General features: G+C 71.5%; 18 protein-coding genes. 5 read left to right on the forward strand and 13 right to left on the reverse strand.

From position 1 onward, the window contains the following. Positions 1–78 precede the first annotated feature (78 nt). From EDF53_RS05265 to aceE, 5 genes are all read right to left on the reverse strand, one after another. Positions 79–327 (reverse strand): acyl carrier protein, encoded by a 249-nt coding sequence (locus EDF53_RS05265; protein WP_017886710.1) that lies wholly within the window; start codon positions 325–327, stop codon positions 79–81. Between the two features lie 120 nt (positions 328–447). After that, the gene (locus tag EDF53_RS05270; protein ID WP_123292579.1) at positions 448–1,452 is read right to left on the reverse strand and encodes a beta-ketoacyl-ACP synthase III; all 1,005 of its coding nucleotides are present in this window, start codon (positions 1,450–1,452) and stop codon (positions 448–450) included. Continuing rightward, positions 1,449–2,390: an ACP S-malonyltransferase gene (locus tag EDF53_RS05275; protein WP_123292580.1), complete on the reverse strand. Its 942-nt coding sequence runs from the start codon at positions 2,388–2,390 to the stop codon at positions 1,449–1,451. The genes EDF53_RS05270 and EDF53_RS05275 overlap by 4 nt, the downstream gene beginning before the upstream one ends. A 78-nt stretch (positions 2,391–2,468) precedes the next feature. After that, positions 2,469–3,683: a CdaR family transcriptional regulator gene (locus tag EDF53_RS05280; RefSeq protein WP_111085717.1), complete on the reverse strand. Its 1,215-nt coding sequence runs from the start codon at positions 3,681–3,683 to the stop codon at positions 2,469–2,471. A gap of 37 nt (positions 3,684–3,720) precedes the next feature. Continuing rightward, the gene (gene aceE / locus EDF53_RS05285) at positions 3,721–6,465 is read right to left on the reverse strand and encodes a pyruvate dehydrogenase (acetyl-transferring), homodimeric type (protein ID WP_123292581.1); all 2,745 of its coding nucleotides are present in this window, start codon (positions 6,463–6,465) and stop codon (positions 3,721–3,723) included. 241 nt (positions 6,466–6,706) lie between these two features. Here aceE and EDF53_RS05290 point away from each other — a divergent pair, with 241 nt between their 5' ends. Together EDF53_RS05290 and EDF53_RS05295 are read left to right on the forward strand one after the other, a co-directional pair. Further along, the gene (locus EDF53_RS05290) at positions 6,707–7,195 is read left to right on the forward strand and encodes a peroxiredoxin (protein ID WP_111085695.1); all 489 of its coding nucleotides are present in this window, start codon (positions 6,707–6,709) and stop codon (positions 7,193–7,195) included. Between the two features lie 53 nt (positions 7,196–7,248). Then, complete coding sequence (locus EDF53_RS05295; RefSeq protein ID WP_185020952.1) at positions 7,249–8,175, forward strand: alpha/beta fold hydrolase; 927 nt, start codon at positions 7,249–7,251, stop codon at positions 8,173–8,175. Positions 8,176–8,349: 174 nt separating this feature from the next. Here the strand turns inward: EDF53_RS05295 and EDF53_RS05300 are convergent, their stop codons facing one another. From EDF53_RS05300 to EDF53_RS05320, 5 genes are all read right to left on the reverse strand, one after another. After that, the gene (locus tag EDF53_RS05300; protein WP_123292583.1) at positions 8,350–9,936 is read right to left on the reverse strand and encodes an alpha/beta fold hydrolase; all 1,587 of its coding nucleotides are present in this window, start codon (positions 9,934–9,936) and stop codon (positions 8,350–8,352) included. Beyond that, positions 9,933–10,883, reverse strand: a complete 951-nt coding sequence (locus EDF53_RS05305; protein ID WP_123292584.1) for an amino acid--[acyl-carrier-protein] ligase — start codon at positions 10,881–10,883, stop codon at positions 9,933–9,935. The genes EDF53_RS05300 and EDF53_RS05305 overlap by 4 nt, the downstream gene beginning before the upstream one ends. Continuing rightward, the gene (locus EDF53_RS05310) at positions 10,880–12,055 is read right to left on the reverse strand and encodes an acyl-CoA dehydrogenase family protein (protein ID WP_207895428.1); all 1,176 of its coding nucleotides are present in this window, start codon (positions 12,053–12,055) and stop codon (positions 10,880–10,882) included. The genes EDF53_RS05305 and EDF53_RS05310 overlap by 4 nt, the downstream gene beginning before the upstream one ends. Continuing rightward, complete coding sequence (locus tag EDF53_RS05315) at positions 12,052–12,360, reverse strand: acyl carrier protein (protein WP_123292585.1); 309 nt, start codon at positions 12,358–12,360, stop codon at positions 12,052–12,054. The genes EDF53_RS05310 and EDF53_RS05315 overlap by 4 nt, the downstream gene beginning before the upstream one ends. A 123-nt stretch (positions 12,361–12,483) precedes the next feature. After that, positions 12,484–12,861 carry a holo-ACP synthase gene (locus EDF53_RS05320; protein ID WP_123292586.1) on the reverse strand — a complete coding sequence of 126 codons (378 nt, stop codon included), beginning with the start codon at positions 12,859–12,861 and terminating at the stop codon, positions 12,484–12,486. A 103-nt stretch (positions 12,862–12,964) separates the two neighbouring features. On the opposite strand from EDF53_RS05320, the gene EDF53_RS05325 reads away from it, so the two are divergent. Next, positions 12,965–14,002, forward strand: coding sequence for a hypothetical protein (locus tag EDF53_RS05325; RefSeq protein ID WP_123292587.1), 1,038 nt, complete (start codon positions 12,965–12,967; stop codon positions 14,000–14,002). Further along, positions 13,999–15,582, forward strand: a complete 1,584-nt coding sequence (locus EDF53_RS05330; RefSeq protein WP_260215218.1) for a phenylacetate--CoA ligase family protein — start codon at positions 13,999–14,001, stop codon at positions 15,580–15,582. The genes EDF53_RS05325 and EDF53_RS05330 overlap by 4 nt, the downstream gene beginning before the upstream one ends. Before the next feature lie 86 nt (positions 15,583–15,668). Here the strand turns inward: EDF53_RS05330 and EDF53_RS05335 are convergent, their stop codons facing one another. From EDF53_RS05335 to EDF53_RS05345, 3 genes are read right to left on the reverse strand one after another with little or no spacing between them, the layout of a single operon-like run. Beyond that, positions 15,669–16,220: a hypothetical protein gene (locus tag EDF53_RS05335; RefSeq protein ID WP_123292588.1), complete on the reverse strand. Its 552-nt coding sequence runs from the start codon at positions 16,218–16,220 to the stop codon at positions 15,669–15,671. Next, positions 16,217–17,197: an aldo/keto reductase gene (locus tag EDF53_RS05340; RefSeq protein ID WP_123292589.1), complete on the reverse strand. Its 981-nt coding sequence runs from the start codon at positions 17,195–17,197 to the stop codon at positions 16,217–16,219. The genes EDF53_RS05335 and EDF53_RS05340 overlap by 4 nt, the downstream gene beginning before the upstream one ends. Before the next feature lie 60 nt (positions 17,198–17,257). Then, on the reverse strand, positions 17,258–17,785 hold the full coding sequence (locus EDF53_RS05345; protein ID WP_111085686.1) for a hypothetical protein: 528 nt from the start codon (positions 17,783–17,785) through the stop codon (positions 17,258–17,260). A 592-nt stretch (positions 17,786–18,377) separates the two neighbouring features. On the opposite strand from EDF53_RS05345, the gene EDF53_RS19625 reads away from it, so the two are divergent. After that, positions 18,378–18,503 carry a hypothetical protein gene (locus tag EDF53_RS19625; RefSeq protein WP_260215219.1) on the forward strand — a complete coding sequence of 42 codons (126 nt, stop codon included), beginning with the start codon at positions 18,378–18,380 and terminating at the stop codon, positions 18,501–18,503. The last annotated feature ends 186 nt before the right edge of the window (positions 18,504–18,689 follow it).

An 18,689-nucleotide genomic window follows, 5' to 3' on the forward strand; every position in this document is an offset into this window, starting at 1 on the left:
GACGGTTCTTTCGTTGGGGAACAAGATGAGCGCCGCGGCCGACGGTGACCGCTGGCCGCGGCGCTCAGGAAGCTCGTGTCAGGCCTGGGCCTTGACGATGTAGTCGACCGCGTTGCCCACGGTCTTGAGGTTCTTGACCTCTTCGTCCGGGATCTTCACGTCGAACTTCTCCTCGGCGTTGACCACGATGGTCATCATCGAGATGGAGTCGATGTCGAGGTCGTCCGTGAAGGACTTGTCGGCGGCGACGGTGTCGGTGGCGATACCGGTCTCGTCGTTGATCAGCTCGGCCAGGCCGGCGAGGACTTCTTCGTTGGACAGGGCCATGAGTTTCTCCTTGAGGGGGGTGTCGTTTGACCGTGGACCAGCCTAGGGCACGCAGCGTGCTCGCGCCCGGAGACTCGTCGGGGTGGTCGCTGGTCGCGCGGGATGCGCGGCCGGGTGGGATCAGGGCAGGACGACGACCTGGGCGCCGAACACGAGCCCGGCACCGAAGCCGATCTGCAGGGCGAGCCCGCCGGACAGCTCGGGGTGTTCCTCGAGCAGGCGGTGGGTGGCGAGCGGGATGCTCGCGGCGGAGGTGTTGCCGGTGGTGGTGATGTCACGGGCGATCGTGACCGACCCGGGCAGGCCGAGCTGCTTCGCGAACTCGTCGATGATGCGGATGTTCGCCTGGTGCGGCACGAACGCCGCGAGGTCCTCCGGTCGGACACCGGCGGTCTCGAGCGCTTCGCGGGCGACCTTCACCATCTCCCACACGGCCCAGCGGAAGACCGTCTGGCCCGCCTGGCGCATGGTCGGGCGGGGCGCGCCGGCTTCCCACTCGTTGTAGGTCGCCGTCATGCCGATGGCATCCCACTTCGAGCCGTCCGAGCCCCAGATGGTCGGGGCGATGCCGGGGAAGTCGCTCGGGCCGACGACGGCCGCGCCGGCACCGTCACCGAGCAGGAACGAGATCGATCGGTCGGTCGGGTCGACGACGTCGCTGAGCTTCTCGGCACCGACGACCAGGACGTGGTCGGCGAGGCCGGACTTGATGAACGAGTCGGCCTGGGCGATGCCGTAGGCGTACCCGGCGCACGCGGCGCTGATGTCGTACGCGGCGGCGGGCGTCGCGCCGATCCGCTCGGCGAGCAGCGACGCCATCGACGGGGTCGCGACGGTGTGCGTCACGGTGCTGACCAGCACGACACCGATCTGGTCGGGGGACAGGCCGGCCTTCTCGATCGCCTCGCGCGCGGCGGCCTCGGCGAGGTCGACGGCCTCGACGTCCTTGCCGGCACGCTTGCGCGTGATGATCCCGGTGCGCTGGCGGATCCACTCGTCGGACGAGTCGATCGGGCCGACCAGGTCGTCGTTCGGTACGACGTTCTCGCCGCGGGCGGCGCCGAAGGCCAGGATCCGGGTGAACTCGTGGCCGCGGCGCTGGGAGAGTGCGGGACGTTCGGTCATGCGGTGGCGTCTGCTTCCTGGTCCGCGCGCTGCAGCAGGTCGATCGCTGCGGGCAGGTCCTCGGGGGTCTTGATGGCGACGGACGGCGTGCCGCGCAGGCCGCGCTTGGCGAGCCCGACCAGGGCGCCGGCCGGTGCGAGCTCGATGATGCCGGTGACGCCGGCGGCCGCGAACGACTCCATCACGGCGTCCCAGTGCACGGGGCTCGCGATCTGCTGGACCATCAGGTCGACGAACCGGCGACCGTCGTCGACCCGTGAACCGTCGGCGTTGGTCCAGATCGGCAGGGTCGGGTCGTGCACCGTGGCGGCCGCGGCGACCGGGGCCACGCGCTCGACCGCGGGGGCCATGAAGTGGGTGTGGAACGCACCGGCGACCGCGAGCGGGATCACGCGGGCCTTGGCGGGCGGGTCCGCCACGAGCGCGGCGATGCCGGCGGCCGTGCCGGCGACGACGGTCTGGCCGCCGCCGTTGTGGTTCGCGGGGACGAGCCCGTGGGACTCCAGTGCTGCGGCGACCGCGTCCGCGTCGCCACCGAGCACGGCGGCCATCGAGGTCGCTTCGAGGGCAGCGGCGTCCGCCATGGCCCGGCCGCGCTCGGCGACGAGCGACACGGCGTCGGTCGGCTCGAGGACCCCGGCGACCGCAGCGGCGGTGAACTCGCCGACCGAGTGCCCGGCGACCCCGCCGACGAGCGCACGGCGGCCGTCGGCCAGCAGCGCGTCGGCGGTCACGAGACCGGCGGCGACGATGAGGGGCTGCGCGAGTGCGGTGTCCTTGATGGTGTCGGCGTCCGACGTGGTGCCGTGTGCGGCGAGGTCCACCCCGATCGACTCGGACCACTGCCCGACACGTTCACGAACGGCGGCGTCCTCGAGCCAGGGGGCGAGGAAGCCGGGGGTCTGGGAGCCCTGTCCGGGCGCGACGACGACGATCACCGGACAATCCTGTCGCTCATGCACCGCGGGGCCCGTGTGGGCTTCCCACACGAAACCCCGCGTGACATTGTCGGTTCCCTACCGGCGAGGGGTGATCCGGCGACGACCCGTGGCCGATTCGGACATCGCGCCGAGGATCAGGGCCGACTGCACGATCAGGGCGTCCCGAGCGTGCGTGGCGTCCCACCCGATGATGTCCGCGACGCGGCGCAGGCGGTAGCGGACGGTGTTCGGGTGCACGAAGAGTTCGCGCGCCGTCGCCTCGAGCGACCGACCGGTGTCCAGGTAGCACCACAGGGTCTGCAGGAGCTCGGTGGACTGGTCCTTGAGCGGCACGTAGATCCGCTGCACCAGGGCGGACCGGGCGAGCGGGTCGCCGGCCAGGGCGCGTTCGGGCAGCAGGTCGTCGGCCAGCGCCGGACGGGGGACCCCGCGCCATGCCCGCGCGACGGCGAATCCGGCGAGGGCTGCCTTCGCGCTGGTCGAGGCGTCGACGACCCCGGGGACCTCGTTGCCGAGCACCAGGTGGCCCTCGCCGAACAGCGGCTCGAGCGCCTGCGCGATCGCCGTGAACGAGACCGGGTCCTCGCCCTCGGGCACGTCGTCCCGCGGGGTCGAGCGCCCGATCACCACGACGAGCCGCGAGCCCTGCACGCCGACGAGCACGTCGGCGTCCATGTGGCGGGCGGTGCGGCGGACCTGGTCGACCTCGAGCTGCTTCGGTGCCGTGCCGACGAGCACCGCGACCTCGCCGTGCCCGTGCCACCCGAGGGCGGCGATGCGGGACGGCAGCTCGTCGTCGTACTCGCCCGACAGGATTGAGTCGACCACGAGCGCTTCGAGTCGGGCGTCCCACAGCCCGCGGGCCTCGGCAGCACGGGCGTAGACGTCCGCCGCCGCGAAGGCGATGTCCCGCGAGTACTTCAGGATCGCTTCCTGCAGCATCTCGTCGTCGGCGGCGCGTTCCTCGACCACCGTGACGACCACTCGGATGAGCTGCAGGGTCTGCTGCAGGCTCACCGAGCGCAGCAGCTCACGCGGGGCCGAACCGAAGACGTCGGCCGCGGCGATCCACGGCGTCGACGCGGTGCCCTCGAGCCAGCTGATGAACGAGGTGATGCCTGCCTGGGCGACGAGGCCCACGGCGGAGCGGCGCCCCGGCGGCATCTCGCTGTACCAGGGGAGGGTGTCCTCGAGCCGCTTGATCGTGGCGGTGGAGAGTTCTCCGGACACCTGACGGAGCCAGGAGAGCGCCCGCTCGCGCGCGCTCTCCTGGCTCTGGGCCTTCGACAGGCCCTCGGTGTCCGGCTGGACGGGCGTCACCTGCTGATCAGCTCTCGCCGCCCGCGCTGCCCGTGGTGCCGGCGGTCACGTCGTGCAGGCGGTACTTGTCGATCGCCTGCTGGACGAGTGCGCCGTCGACCTTGCCCTGGCGGGCGAGCTGCTGCAGCGTCCGCACGACGACCGAGGGGCCGTCGATGTGGAAGAAGCGGCGAGCGGCCGGACGGGTGTCCGAGAAGCCGAAGCCGTCGGCGCCGAGCGTGGCGTAGTCGGTCGGCACGAACGGGCGGATCTGCTCCTGCACCTGGTGCATGAAGTCGCTGACGGCGACGACCGGCCCCTCGGTGGCGAGCAGGCGCTCGGTGACGTACGGCGTGCGCGGCGACTCGTTCGGGTTGAGGAAGGCGTGCTGCTCCGCGTCGAGACCGTCGCGGTACAGCTCACCCCAGCTCGTGACGCTCCAGACGTCGGCGGAGACGCCCCAGTCCTCGGCGAGCAGCTGCTGCGCCTCGAGGATCCACGGCACGGCCACACCGGAAGCGAGCAGCTGGGCCTTCGGGCCGTCGTGCTCGCTCGGCTTGAGCAGGTACATGCCCTTGACGATGCCGTCGACGTCGATGCCCTCGGGCTCGGCCGGCTGGACGATCGGCTCGTTGTAGACCGTCAGGTAGTACATGACGTTCGGGTCGCTGTGCTTCGGCGAGCCGTCCTCGTTCGTGCCGTACATCCGGTCGAGGCCGGCCTGCACGATGTGCCCGATCTCGTACCCGTACGCGGGGTCGTACGACACCACGGCCGGGTTCGTCGTCGCGAGGAGCAGCGAGTGGCCGTCGGCGTGCTGCAGCCCCTCGCCCGTCAGCGTCGTGCGACCGGCGGTGGCGCCGATCATGAAGCCACGGGTCATCTGGTCGCCGGCGGCCCAGATGGCGTCACCCGTGCGCTGGAACCCGAACATCGAGTAGAAGACGTAGACCGGGATGAGCGGCTCGCCCTGCGTCGAGTACGAGGTGCCCACCGCGGTGAACGCGGCCATGGCCCCGGCCTCGTTGATGCCGACGTGGATGATCTGGCCCTGCGGGCTCTCCTTGTACGCCAGGAGCAGCTCGCGGTCGACCGAGGTGTAGTGCTGGCCGTTCGGGTTGTAGATCTTCGCCGTCGGGAAGTACGCGTCCATGCCGAACGTGCGCGCTTCGTCCGGGATGATCGGCACCACGCGGTTGCCGAAGTCGGGGGAGCGGAGCAGGTCCTTTAGCAGTCGGGCGAACGCCATGGTGGTGGCGATCTCCTGCTTGCCGGAGCCCTTCTTGACGACCTGGTACTTCGCGTCCTCGGGCAGGGTGATCGAGGTGTACTTGGTCCGACGCTCCGGAACGTAGCCGCCGAGCGCCTGACGACGCTCGTGCATGTACTGGATCGCCTCGTCGTCGTTGCCCGGGTGGTAGTACGGCGGCGTGTAGGGGTTCTCCTCCAGCTGCGCGTCGGAGATCGGGATGCGCATCTCGTCGCGGAACTGCTTGAGGTTGTCGAGCGTGAGCTTCTTCATCTGGTGGGTCGCGTTGCGGCCCTCGAAGCTCGGGCCGAGGCCGTAGCCCTTGACCGTCTTCGCCAGGATGACCGTCGGCTGGCCCTTGTGCTCGGTCGCGGCCTTGAACGCGGCGTAGACCTTGCGGTAGTCGTGGCCACCGCGCTTGAGGTTCCAGACCTGGTCGTCGCTGTAGCCCTCGATGAGCTCGAGCGCCTTCGGGTCGCGCCCGAAGAAGTTCTCGCGGACGTACGCGCCGTTCTCGGCCTTGTACGTCTGGTAGTCGCCGTCCGGCGTCTGGTTCATCAGGTTGAGCAGCGCGCCCTCGGTGTCGCGGGCGAGCAGGTCGTCCCACTCACGCCCCCAGACCACCTTGATGACGTTCCAGCCCGCACCGCGGAAGAACGCCTCGAGCTCCTGGATGATCTTGCCGTTGCCGCGCACCGGACCGTCGAGTCGCTGCAGGTTGCAGTTGATCACGAAGTTCAGGTTGTCGAGGCCGTCGTTCGCCGCGACCTGGAGCTGTCCGCGCGACTCGACCTCGTCCATCTCGCCGTCGCCGAGGAACGCCCAGACCTGCTGGTCGGAGGCGTCCTTGATGCCGCGGTTGGTCAGGTACTTGGCCTGCTGCGCCTGGTAGATCGCGTTGATCGGGCCGATGCCCATCGACACGGTCGGGAACTGCCAGAAGTGCGGCATGAGCCGCGGGTGCGGGTACGACGACAGGCCGCCGCCGGCGTGGGACTTCTCCTGACGGAACCCGTCGAGCTGGTCCTCGCCGAGACGCCCTTCCATGTAGGCGCGGGCGTACATCCCGGGGGAGGCGTGGCCCTGGAAGAACACCTGGTCGCCGCCGGACGCGTGGTCCTGCGCGCGGAAGAAGTGGTTGTAGCCGACCTCGTACAGCGCGGCGCTCGACGCGTACGTCGAGATGTGGCCGCCGACGCTGATGCCCGGACGCTGCGCGCGGTGCACCGTGATGGCCGCGTTCCAGCGGATCCACCGGCGGTACCGGCGCTCCAGTTCCTCGTCGCCGGGGAACTCGGGTTCGTTCTCCGGCGCGATGGTGTTCACGTAGTCCGTCGTCGGGACCATCGGCACACCGAGGTGCAGTTCCTTGGACCGCTTGAGCAGGCTCAGCATGATCTCGCGACCGCGCTGGTGTCCGTGGGTCTGGACCAATCCGTCGAGGGACTCACGCCATTCGGCGGTCTCCTGCGGGTCCTGGTCGTTCGCCCCGGTGCTGTACGGGTCCTGGTCGTTCACCGTCACCCTTGACCTCGTTCGTTCTCGTGGTGGTGGACATGGTGGCTCCGGTGGTCGGGTCACGACCGGATGGGGCCCCGTCCACTCTAGGCCCCAGCACCGACGGTGATGCTGATGGTGCGGTGCACGTGGCGGGTGCTTGCATTCGGGTGCGGTCGGCGTAGCATGGCCGATCGTGCACACGCGACCCGCGTGCGCACGGACCCGACGGGTACACCCCACACCCGAGGAAGAAGCACACGTCCCGATGGCTCTCGAGATCGGCTCTCTCGCGCCGGACTTCGAGCTCCCGAACCAGTTCGGTGAGCACGTCCGACTCAGCGACTTCCGCGGCAACCGCCCGGTCGCACTCGTCTTCTTCCCGCTCGCGTTCTCGTCGAACTGCACGAACGAGCTCTGCGCCCTGCAGGACAACGTCGCGATGTTCCAGGACCAGCGCGTCGAGCTGATCGGCATCTCGGTCGACTCCAAGGCGACGCTCCGCTCCTTCGCCGAGCTCAACGGCTACGACTTCGAGCTCCTCGCCGACTTCTGGCCGCACGGCGCGGTCTCGAAGGAGTACGGCGTCTTCCTCGAGCACAAGGGCTTCGCCACCCGCGCGACCTTCGTCATCGACGTGCAGGGCCGCATCAAGGCCTCGATCATCACCGAGCCCGGACTGCAGCGCGACGTCGCCGAGTACAAGGCCGCGCTCGACCGCCTCGCTGCCTGCACCGCACCCGTCCCGGTCGGCTAGCGTTCCGAATCCCTCCTGCGACGCATCCGCGTCGACAGCGGACAGGAGGCCCGGTGCACGCCATCGACACGGACGCACGTGACCGTGTGGTCACCACCGAGGCCTACGCCCCCTACCCGGTGTCGCCCACGCCCGCCGCGTGGCACCTCCGGCGGACCGAGGTCCTGACGCCTGCCGGACCCGTCGTGGTGCACCACCGCCCGGGTCCCGACCCGCTCCTGCTGCTGCACGGCGTCGCGGGCTCCTGGTCGACGTGGACCCCGCTGCTGACCGCGGCGCACGGCGTCGGTGACCGTGGCCTGGTGCTCGTCGACCTGCCGGGATGGGGATCGTCGCCGGCGCCGAGCGGTGCGTTCGACCTCGACGACGTGACCGTGTCGCTGGTCACGGCGCTGGATGCACTCGGGATCACGACGGTGGAGGTCGTCGGGCACTCGATGGGGGCCTTCGTCGGCATGCACCTGGCGGTCGTCGCGCCCCGGCTCGTGCGCTCGGTGGCCCTCGTGTCCGGCACGACCGTCGCGACCGCGAACGCCGCACGGCACCCGCTCCGAGGGCTCCGGACGTTGCCGTCGTTCACCCTGCTGCGTGCGGGCCTGTCGATCACCGGCGAGGCCGCGCGGCCGATGCTCCGGACGCTGTCCCGCGTCGGGCTGCTGCCGCTGCTCGCCGCGCCGGTGTTCACCCACGTGCGACGCCTCGACCGCAGCGTGCTCGACGCCTTCGTCCAGGAACTCCGGCCGACCCGGTTCACCGACGCGGCGCGGACCGCTGCGGGCTACGACCTCGGCCGCTGGCGGGGGATCACCTGCCCGGTCACCGCGATCGCCGGGCGCGACGACGTGTTCGCGCGCGTCGCGGACCTCGAGGCCTTGCGGGAGCTCGTGCCGCAGGTCCGCACGGTGCTGCTCGACGACTGCGGGCACTTCGCGCACGTCGAGCACGCGGACGCCGTGGCCCGGGAGCTCGGGCTCGCCTGACGCTCGCGCGCGCCGTCGTTGCGCGCGTATGTTCCGACGAAGCACGGGTCGATCGACCGGTGGATCGTCGGAACATGCACACACACCTGATGCGTGCGCACACTGCGACAGACCACGAGTCGATCCGCTCGTGGAACGTCGCTCGATGCACACGCACCGGAGCGGGTCGACGGGTCAGGCGGGGACGGGGAACGTCGCCGCGACGCGGGAACGCACCTCGGCGCGCACGGCGCGACGCATCACGGGGGAGAACAGCGAGTGGTCGCCGTCCTCGACCCGCACGATCGACACCGAACCGCGCCGACCGACACCGCCGTAGCGGCGCAGGGCCTTCTGTCCGCCGAGCCGGTCGAACAGCGCGGCGTCGTCCGGGGCGGCGATCACGACGACGTCGGTGCCGTGCTCCACGAGCGGTCGGACGTGCTCGACGACGCCGCCGACCCGGTCCCGCCGAGCGATCCACTCGCGCAGGGCCTTCGGCACGACGGCGTTGTACCGCCGACGGACCCACAGCCGACGTGCCGAGGGAGCGTCGACCGCGCGGACGGCGTCCTCGTAGCTGCCGGGGGCCGCCGGCTGCCGGCGGTAGTCGTTCGGGCTGATCTCGACGACCAAGCGCGGGGCCTCGTCCGCCGACCGACCGGCGAGCCACGCGCCGGCGCACATGCCGACGAGCACCAGGCGGTCCGAAGGGGTGCCGAGGTCGGCGACGACGGCGGACTGGTCCTCCACCCACTCCTGGGCGAAGAGGAAGCTGCGTTCGTCCTCGCGCACGCTGGTGCTCTCGCCGGTGGCACGGCGGTCGACCCGGACGACGCGGGCGCCGTCTCGCGCGAGCGCACGGGCGAGGTCGACCTGGTAGTCGGTGGCACCGACCCGGTGTTCGGCGGCGCCGTTGTGCAGGACGACGAGCGGGGCGTCGTGGTGCTGGGCGGACGACACGGTCTCGACGGCGAACAGCGCGTCGGGGCCGAGGTGGACGATGCGCTCCGACACGCGGCCGTCGACGTCCAGGACCTCGTCGAGCACGGGCGGCACCACCTGCGCCGCAGCGGTCGGCGCCCAGGCGTCGAGCCAGGCGACGGCTCGGTCGACCGCGGCTCCGGGGATCCGGGCGTGGATGCTCGTGCCGTCGAGCAACTCGGCGCTGCCGGGCACCTCGACGGTCTCGACGGGTCCGAGGGCCTTCGGCGCGCGGGTCTCGGGCCGCACCAGCGCCACGGTCGGACCGGTGCGCGGCGCGAAGGCGAGGGCGGAGAGCGCCGTCGCCTCGTCGGGTTCGACCTCGATGCCGATCAGGCTCTCGACGCCGTCCACGATCCGCTCGCTGCCGATCGTGATCGTCGCGAGGGCACGTTGCCGACGGAGCCAGCCCCGACCGGACGCCGGGGCGTCCCAGACGAGCAGGGCGTCGGTGTCCTCCGCGGCGGCCGCGGCGACGAGGGCTGCGGAGGCGAGTCCGACGAACGCGACGTGCTGCACTCCCGACGTGCGGAGCACGGCGGCCGTGTGGCGTGCGGACCGGACCTGCGCGTCGGGGTCGGTGTCGGGTGCGCCGTCACCACGTCCGGACGGGTCGTAGCGCACCGAGGCGATGCCACGGGCCTCCAGGCGGTCTGCGAGCAGGCGGAGCGTGCGGTACGCGATCACGCCTTCCTGACCCAGTGGCGGGCAGATGACGACGCCGGCCCGCGCCGCGGGCGGCAGCTGCACGGCGGCGCGGACGGCCGGCGAACCGGACCATCCGTGCAGCGTCGTCACAGCTCGAGTGCCGCGCGGACCGACGCCGGCCAGGCGTCGACGTCCGTGCCGTGTGCGGCGAACAGGGCGATGGTGATGCGCTCCAGGCCGAAGGCGATGCAGGCGCTGTGGGCGACCTCGCCGTCGGCGGTGCGGAGGCCGAACGAGGTGCCGAAGTGGTCCTCGTGCAGGTTCGCCGAGCTGATCGCCGTGGTCGGGTGGTCGTCACCGTAGACCGGCGTGACGAACTCGAACTTGAGCGCCTGCTCGACCTGGTTGCGGGCGAGCATCTGCCCGACGCGGCCGAAGAACGGGTCGTTGGCGGGGACGACGTCGATCTCGAGGCCGAACGACTCGAGCAACTCGCGCATCACCGGGATCCGGCCGTCGCGGTGCTGCTGGGCCGACGCCGGCGTGCCGATGTGCACGAACTCGTGCATGTGGAAGGCCTGCAGGCGCATCGGGTCGAGCGACGGCTCGCGGCGGAAGGAGTCGCCGACGATGTCGAAGAAGCGGCCCTCCTGCGGGATCGTGTCGCCGACCAGGCCGTACACCGGGTGGCAGACCGCGGGGGTGAGCATGAGGTCGGCGGGCTCGAGGAAGCCCTCCCAGCGCTCACCGCGCTCGCGGGCGGCGAGCAGTGCCCGGTGCGTGCGGTCGTCGCCGGTGAAGCCGGAGATCGACGCGGCGAGGTCCGGGAACGACGCGATGTAGTCGGTGCGCTCGAACGCGGCGAGCGGCTCGACCGGCGGGAACCGCAGCACCTCGGCGTCGAGGTCATGCTGGCTGCGCACGGCTGCGGCGTCGACCGCCGTGTACACGCGCTCGAACACGCCGGTGCGGCCGTACAGCCCGGGGGAGCCGAGGTCGATGAGCACGCGGTCGGCGAGCAGGCGGGCACGGAGTGCGGCGCGGGCGGCGTCGAGGTCCGGAGCGGTGGTGGTGGTGGTGGGGTCCGTGAGGGTCACAGGATCACTCCCGTCATGAGGGCCAGGTCGGCGTCGTTCTTGAGGAGACGGTCGTTGCTCACCATGACGGCGGCGCCGTGGGCGTCTCGGAGGTGTCGGGCGATGCTCATCGGGCCGGAGGCCGCGTAGCCCGCGATCCCGACGATCCGCATCGCCTTCGTGACGATGTCGGTGACGCGCTCGGACGCCCCGATCTTCAGGGCGTTCGCGGCGAGGGCGTAGGCGCTCGAGGCGAGCACCTCGGGGTCGTCGGCCGCGGCGTCGAACCGCTCGGCGGCGTGCCGGACGGAGTCGGCGAGGGCCTGCAGGTCGACCAGGAGTTCGGCGAGCCGGAGTGCTCCGGGCGGGGTCGTCCCGATCGCGGCGCGGGCCTGCTTGCGGACGGCGGTCCGGGCGCGCTCGCTCGCCGAGGCGGCGATGCCGAGCCACACCGAGGCCCAGAGCACGTGCGAGACCGGCAGGACCGTCTGCGCCGAGATGGCGGCGTAGTCGTCGCGGAACACCCGGTCGACGGTGGTCTCGGTGTCGAGGATCCAGCCGTTGCTGCAGGTCCCGCGCAGCCCCATGGTGTCCCAGGTGGAGGTCTGCGACAGCACCATCGAGTCGGTCCGGCAGATGAGCAGCCGCTGGTCGGAGGCCGGAGCGTCCGGGTCGCGGCGGGCGGTGACGAACACCGCGTCGGCCTCGGTGGCGTACGAGATCACCGGCGCGTCCTTGCGCAGGCGGATCCGGCCGTCGTCGGTTGCCTCGATCGAGCACGTGGAACGACGGGCGTCACCACCGACCCCGCGCTCCGTCGTGGCCGAGGCGACGAGTGCGCCGTCGCGGACCGCGGCGATGGTCTCGAGCACGCCGGCACCGTCGCCGCCGTGCCGCCAGAGCGCCATGACCTGGCCCTGGTGCATCGCGAACACCATGCCGGTCGCGGCGCAGGCCCGACCGAGTTCGGTGGCGATCGCGGAGAGCTCGGACACCGAGGCGCCCTCGCCACCGTGCTCGGCGGGGACGGCAGCGGCGAGCAGACCGTACTCGCGCATCGCAGCGATGGCCTCGCGCGGCGGACGGGCGTCGCGGTCGACCTCGTCCGCGAACTGCGCGGCGACCGCGGCGACGGCGGCGGCACGCTCGGCGAACCGGTCGACGACCGCGGTCGCCGCCATGGTCAGGGTCACGAGGCGAGCTCCGCAGCGGCCACGATCGACTCGACGGTGGCGAAGGTGGACCGGTTCAGGACCGAGTCGGGGAACTCGACGTCGAGCTCGGACTCGACGGCGAGCATGACGTTCACCGTGGCGTGCGACGACAGCCCGAGCGCGTACAGGTCGGCGATCGAGGCGACGTCCTGCGCGTCCACGGTCAGGCGCCCGTGGTCGGCGAGGGCACGGCGGACAGCCTGCTCGATCGCCGGGTCGGCGAGCGTCGCGGTCGTGGTCGCCGTCGGTGCGGTCGTACTGGAGAGCTGTGGTTCCTGGTCCATGACGGCAACGATAAGGAAGACCGGGCCTCGGGAAACCGCCGTGCGGGTGCGCGAAACCGCACGGCGTCCGACGCCCCTGTGCGGTGGTACAGGGTGGCGCGGGCGGTGGTGCCGGTGCGCCCGTCAGCGGTCGGACAGCGCGACCGCCGTCGCCACGGCCAGCCCCCGCTCGTGCGCGAGTGACACCGCGATCGGGCCGCACCCGACCGAGTCGGCCAGCGCGGCGGCGGCCCCGGTCAGCTCGACCGTCGGCGCCCCGCGGTCGTCGAGCACGATCGCCACGTCGCGCAGCGGGATCGCCTGGTCCGGAGCGGGACGGAGGAGCTTCACCACCGCTTCCTTGCCCGCGAACCGTGCCGCCAGACGCTCCGGGTCGTCGCCCGCGTCGGTACGCTCCCGCACGGTGAAGAGCCGGTCCAGGTACCGCTCACCGTGGGCGGAGATGCCCGCGGCGACGTCCTCGACCGCGGCGAGGTCGGTGCCGGTCCGGATCGTGCCCATGGCAGCAGGCTACGCAGGTCGCGGCGACCCCGCATGCCGGCAGCGGCATGGGCGTCGGAGGGGGTTCGTATGATCGGTGCCAGAGACCACCGAGGGGGAACCGATGGCATCACCGTGGACCGGCATCATCGAGGACGCGCGACACTACCCGTCGCCGCACAACTCGCAACCGATCGTCGTGCGCGTCGAGGACGACCGCACCGCGACCGTGTTCTACGACCTGCGACGGGGGCTGCCGGCGGAGTCCTTCGGCATCCCGTTCGGGCACGTCTGCGCGGGGGTGTTCCTGGCCGGGCTCGAGGTCGTCGCCCGCGCGCACGGTTTCTCCGTGCAGGAGCGGCTCGACCACGCCGAGATGGACTTCGGCCGGCTGGACGGCGCGGCCGATGACCGTCTGCACCGCTTGGGCAGCGTGACCTTGCGTCCGCGGGCGGTCACGGCGGACGACCGGGAGGCCCTGGCCCGCTTCCTCGCGCGGCGCACCTCACGCAGGCCCTACGACGCCACCCTGGTGGACGACTCAGCGATCGAGGCCGCGTCCGCCATCGCGTCGGCAGCCGGGCAGCGCTTCCGCACCACGTCTGACCGGCCGACCGTCGACGAGATCGTGCGCGTCAACCAGGAGACGCTGTTCGACGACCTGCAGCACGACGCCGTGCACGACGAGATCCTGCACTGGCTGCGGTTCTCGAAGCGGCAGGCGGCGACGACCGGTGACGGCTTGTCGGCCGAGACGATGCTCATGCCCGGACCGGTGCTCCGGTTCGCGATGGAGCACCGCGGGCTGTGGGAAGCACCCGGAGTCGGCGGGGTCTTCAAGCGCGTGTACCTGTCGACGATGCGCGGGGTCCGGCAGCTCGGCTGGCTCGAAGGGCCGTTCCGCACGCCGGCCGAGTACGTCGAGGCCGGCCGCGTGTTCATGCGGATCTGGCTCGAGTTCACCGCGCGGGGGATCGCCCTGCACCCGTTCGGAACCGTGATCACGAACCCGCGCTCGCACGCCGCCTTCGTCGAACAGGCCGGCGTCGACGAGTCCGACGGCCGGATGGCGTGGATGCTGTTCCGCTTCGGGCACAGCGCGCCACCACCCCTGGCGCACCGCAGACCCGCGGCCGCCATGACGCTCGGGGGTGCACGGTGAAGCGCGCCGCGGTGTTCTCGGTCGTCTGGGTCGTCGAGACCTTCGTGGCGCTGTTCATGCCGCGCGTCGGCACCCACAAGCTCCTGCTCACGCCGGGCATCGAGCCGCTCCGCTGGACCCTCGGACGCTGGCGTGCCTGGCGGACCGTGGAGCGGGCTGCGAAGCGGGTGCCTGCGTACGGGGCGTTCCTGGCGGAGGCGGGGCGGGCCTCCCGTCCGTTCCGTCTCGACACGCGTGGCGGGATCGCCGCAGCCATCTCGGGGCTGCCCGAGATGGACAAGGAGTCGTACGTCAAGCGGTGGAGCATCCCCGAGCGCTGCGTCGACGGACGGCTGCCACGGCGCGGGGTCGTCGTCGACGAGTCGAGTGGGTCGAGCGGCACGCCGACCAGCTGGGTGCGCGGTCCCGACGAACGCCAGGCCACACGGCAACTGCTGCAGCTCGGGTTCTCGCGCACCGCGAAGGACCTGCCGAAGCAGCCGTTCGTGCTCAACGCGTTCTCGCTCGGGGCGTGGGCCACCGGCATGAACGTGACGGCGTCGCTCACCGAGTCGTCGATGATCAAGTCGATCGGGCCCGACCGCGACAAGATCGTGCAGACGATGCGCGAGTTCGGCACCGACTTCACGTACATCATCTGCAGCTACCCGCCGTTCCTGAAGGCGCTGTTCGAGGACGACCGGCTCGACTGGAGCGAGTACACGATCGTCGCGGCGTTCGGTGGCGAGGGCATCAGCGAGAACATGCGAGCCCACATCGAGCAGTACGCGCAGGCCGTCCTCGGGTCGTACGGGGCGAGCGACCTCGAGATCAACCTCGGCATCGAGACGCCGTTCAGCGTGCAGCTGCGTCGGGCGATCGCGGCGTCGCCCGAGCTGTCCGCCGCGCTGACGAAGCAGGCCGAGTACGGCGTGCTGCCGATGGTGTTCCAGTTCAACCCGTTCGGGTACCTGATCGAGACGAACGAACTCGGCGAACTCGTCGTCACGATCACCCGGTCCGAGAACATCAGCCCGCGGATCCGGTACAACATCCACGACCGCGGGCACGTCGTGCGGATGCGTCCACTGCGGCAGACGCTCCGCGCACACGGCTTCGACGAACTCGCCGACGCCGCCGAGCTCGACCTGCCGCTGCTGTTCCACTACGGCCGGTCCGACCTGTCCGTCGACTACAACGGCGCGGTCGTCGCACCCGACGTCGTGCGTGACGTGGTCTACGGCGACCCGGAGCTGCTCGAGGCCGTCGAGAACCACCGGCTCATCAGCTACGAGGACGACCGGGGCGACCGCCAGCTGCACATCGCGTTCCAGCTCGCGGCGGGCGCCGGGTCCTTCGACTCGGACGCGGCGCGCCCCGCGGTCATCGCCGAACTGCGGCAGCTGAACAAGGACTTCTCGAACGCGATCCGGACGGCGCCGCCGGGCACGCTGCCGACGGTGGCGTTCTACCCGTACCGGACGGGGCCGTTCCGCGAGGACGGCAAGAAGCTCAAGAACGAGTACGTGTGGCAGTTGCCGGCCGGCTCGGTGGAGCAGTGGGAGCTCGACCTGGCGTGGGTCGCGCCGAAGGAGGCGTGAGCGGGCGGTGCGGTTCCGTGCGAGGTTCCGTCTTCGGTGCGGGTCCCGTCGGGGCGCACCGGGTACGGAACCTCGCACCCTTCGAGCTAGCCGTACTGCGGCGGCCAGTCGAAGGGAGCTGGCAGGCGCGGGACCTCGCCGATCGTCGTGACGATCAGGACGACCTCGCGCCGGTTCGTCAGCTCGATGGAGCGTGGGTTGCCGATCGTCCGGCGCCCGTCCACCCACACCGTGAGCTCGCCGCGCAGGCCGCCGACGTGTTCCGGACCGAGCGAGACACCCCACTCGTCGAAGAACTGACCGAGCGTGAACGTCTGCTCGGTGGGGGACTCGACGTGCACGATGCCCGAGGTGTCGTGCGTGTGGATCTCGGCGGCGAACTTCCCCCGGTCCGAGTGCCCGATGTTCGCCGGGACCGTCACCGGGGTGTCGCCGTCGAGGATCGTCAGGTGGGTGTGGACGTGCTCGGCGAGCCGCTCGCCCCACACGTTCCGGAGGCCCGCAGCGTCGGCACGGGCGGACAGGTCGGTTGGCCGCGGCCAGGGCGGAGCGTCGCGCGACGCCCCCGCCCCCGGCGCTGCGCAGCCCGACAGCAGCAGGAGTGCGGCCACCGCGACCGCGACGACGCGGGTCCTCACCAGCGGTCGTGGACCGTGGCGCGGAACCACGTGTCGTAGAGGTCGCGCACCGTGGCGTCCAGGCCGTCGATCTCCGGCAGGTCGCCGGCCGCCGCGTTCGACCGGGCCTGCTCCGGGTTGCGGGCTCCGGGGATCGCCGCGGTCACGCCGTCCTGCGCGATGACCCAGGCGAGCGCCGCCTGCGGCACCGAGACGGCGTCCGGCAGCGACGCTGCGAAGGTCTGTGCCGCGCGCACGCCGTCGTCGTAGTCCACACCGCTGAACGTCTCGCCCTGGTCGAAGGCCTCGCCGTGGCGGTTGTAGTTGCGGTGGTCGCCCTCGGCGAACGACGTCTCCGTCGTGTACTTGCCGGACAGCAACCCCGAGGCCAACGGGACGCGCGCGAGGATGCCGACCCCTGCCTCCAGGGCTGCCGGCAGCACGCGGTCGAGCGGCTTGAGCCGGAACGCGTTGAGGATGATCTGGACGCTCGCGACGCCGGGCCGGGCGATCGCGGCCAACGCCTGGTCGGCCGTCTCGACGCTGACGCCGTAGGCGGCGACCGAGCCGTCCGCGACCAGCGCGTCGAGCGCGTCGTACACCGCGTCGTCGCCGATGACCTCGGACGGCGGGCAGTGCAGCTGCACCAGGTCGAGCGTGTCCTGCCGCAGGTTCGTACGGGAGCGGTCGACCCACTCGCGGAAGTTCGCCGCGACGTAGTTCGCCGGGACCTGCTCGGCACGCCGACCCATCTTCGTCGTGACCGTCAACGGAACGTCGGGGTTCGATGCGCGCCACGAACCGATGAGCTGCTCGCTGCGACCGTCGCCGTACACGTCGGCGGTGTCGAAGAGCGTGACACCGGACGCGACCGAGGCGTCCATCACGGCGTTCGCGTCCGCTTCGCTCACCGGACCCCAGTCACCGCCGAACTGCCACGTACCGAGACCGATGGGGGAGACTTCGCGGCCGGTGCGACCGAGGGTGCGACTCTGCATGCCGCCGAGCGTAGTCAGCGGGCTCCGGCGGTCGCTCAGCCGATGGTCCCGCGCGGTCGCTCAGCCGATCGTGGAGACGCCGCGGCGGAGCAGCGCACGGGCCGCTCGAGCACGGGGGATGACCCACACCGCCGCCCACAGGACCATGCCGGCCCAGAGCAGGATCAACATCGTCGTGATGAGGGCGTCGTGCTGGTCACGCATCGACCACGTCATCGCGATCCACAGCGTGCCGAGGACGACCTTGCCCCAGCCGGCTCCTTCGCGGTCGGCCTGCGCCTGCACGAGCGGGATCCACAGCTCGGCGGGTACTCCGACCGGGATCTGGCCCTCCGCGACCCAGTCGCGGACCAGGACCGAGTTCTCGTACCCGCCCTCGGCGCGCCAGGACCGGAGCTGCAGGTACACGGCGATCGCAGCACCTGCCGCCGCGGACGGGATGCCGACGGAGACCAGGACGGTGGTGGTCGCCTCCGTCCACGACGACAACACGAGCATGACGAGGACGACCGCGAACGCGGCACCCGTCACCCCGGAGCCGAGGAGCCGCAGCCGCCCGGATTCGTCGAGGACACCGGCACCGTTCACGAGGGAGAGGGTACCCGCCACCCCCGGGGTTCTCGGGTGCGGGTGCGCCCGAGGTTCCGGCTGTGCCCCGCCGAGGTTCCGAAATCTCGGCATCTCGTGGCCCTGTTCGCTCGGGATCGGCACCTCGGCGATCGTCGCGCGGCACGTCCTGGAACCTCACCGCGTCCTTTTTGGTTCGGACTGGAGGCCCGTCCCACGTCGTTCTCCACAGATCCGTCCGACCGCGGTCGGGCCCGACACCTCGTGCGCGATGCTCTCGTCATGGGGAGCCGAGCGCGAGACGAGCACCTGCCGAGGCCGTTCCCGGTGCGAGAGGCGCTGGCGGCCGGAGCGAGCCCATCGCGGCTGACCCGTCGTGACCTCAGGGCTCCGGTCCACGGCGTCCGCGTCGGAGCGGACGTGCCCGTGACGGTCGTCGAAGCGATCGCCGTCGTCCTCCGGAGCGACCAGTTCGTCAGCCACACCACGGCCGCTCGGCTCTGGGGAGCGCCTCGCCTGGCCGACGCTCCAGATCACGCTCGAGTACGACGGTGACCACCACCGTGACCGCCGGACCTTCCAGCACGATCAGCGACGGTCGAGCGGGTTCGCGGTGAACGGCTGGATCGTCATCCACGCGACAGCTGCCGACACCGGGCGTCCGGCCGTGCTGTTCGAGCGACTCCGACAGGCGTTCGTCCAACGCCAGGTCGAGGGTCGGGCCCGTCGCGCGGCCTGACGAGGCTCCGAAGCACCCCGATGCCGGGCGGACCTACTGCGCCGAGGTTCCACGACTCGCCGCCCGTTCATCGCCGAGGTTCCACGGCGGCGCGCTCGGGGCTGCGAGGTGCCGAGATTTCGGAACCTCGGGGGACGGGGACGGGGACGGGGACGGGGACGGGGGACGCGACGGGCTCCGCGCGCG

It is taken from the genome of Curtobacterium sp. PhB78, assembly GCF_003751685.1.
GTDB lineage: Bacteria > Actinomycetota > Actinomycetes > Actinomycetales > Microbacteriaceae > Curtobacterium.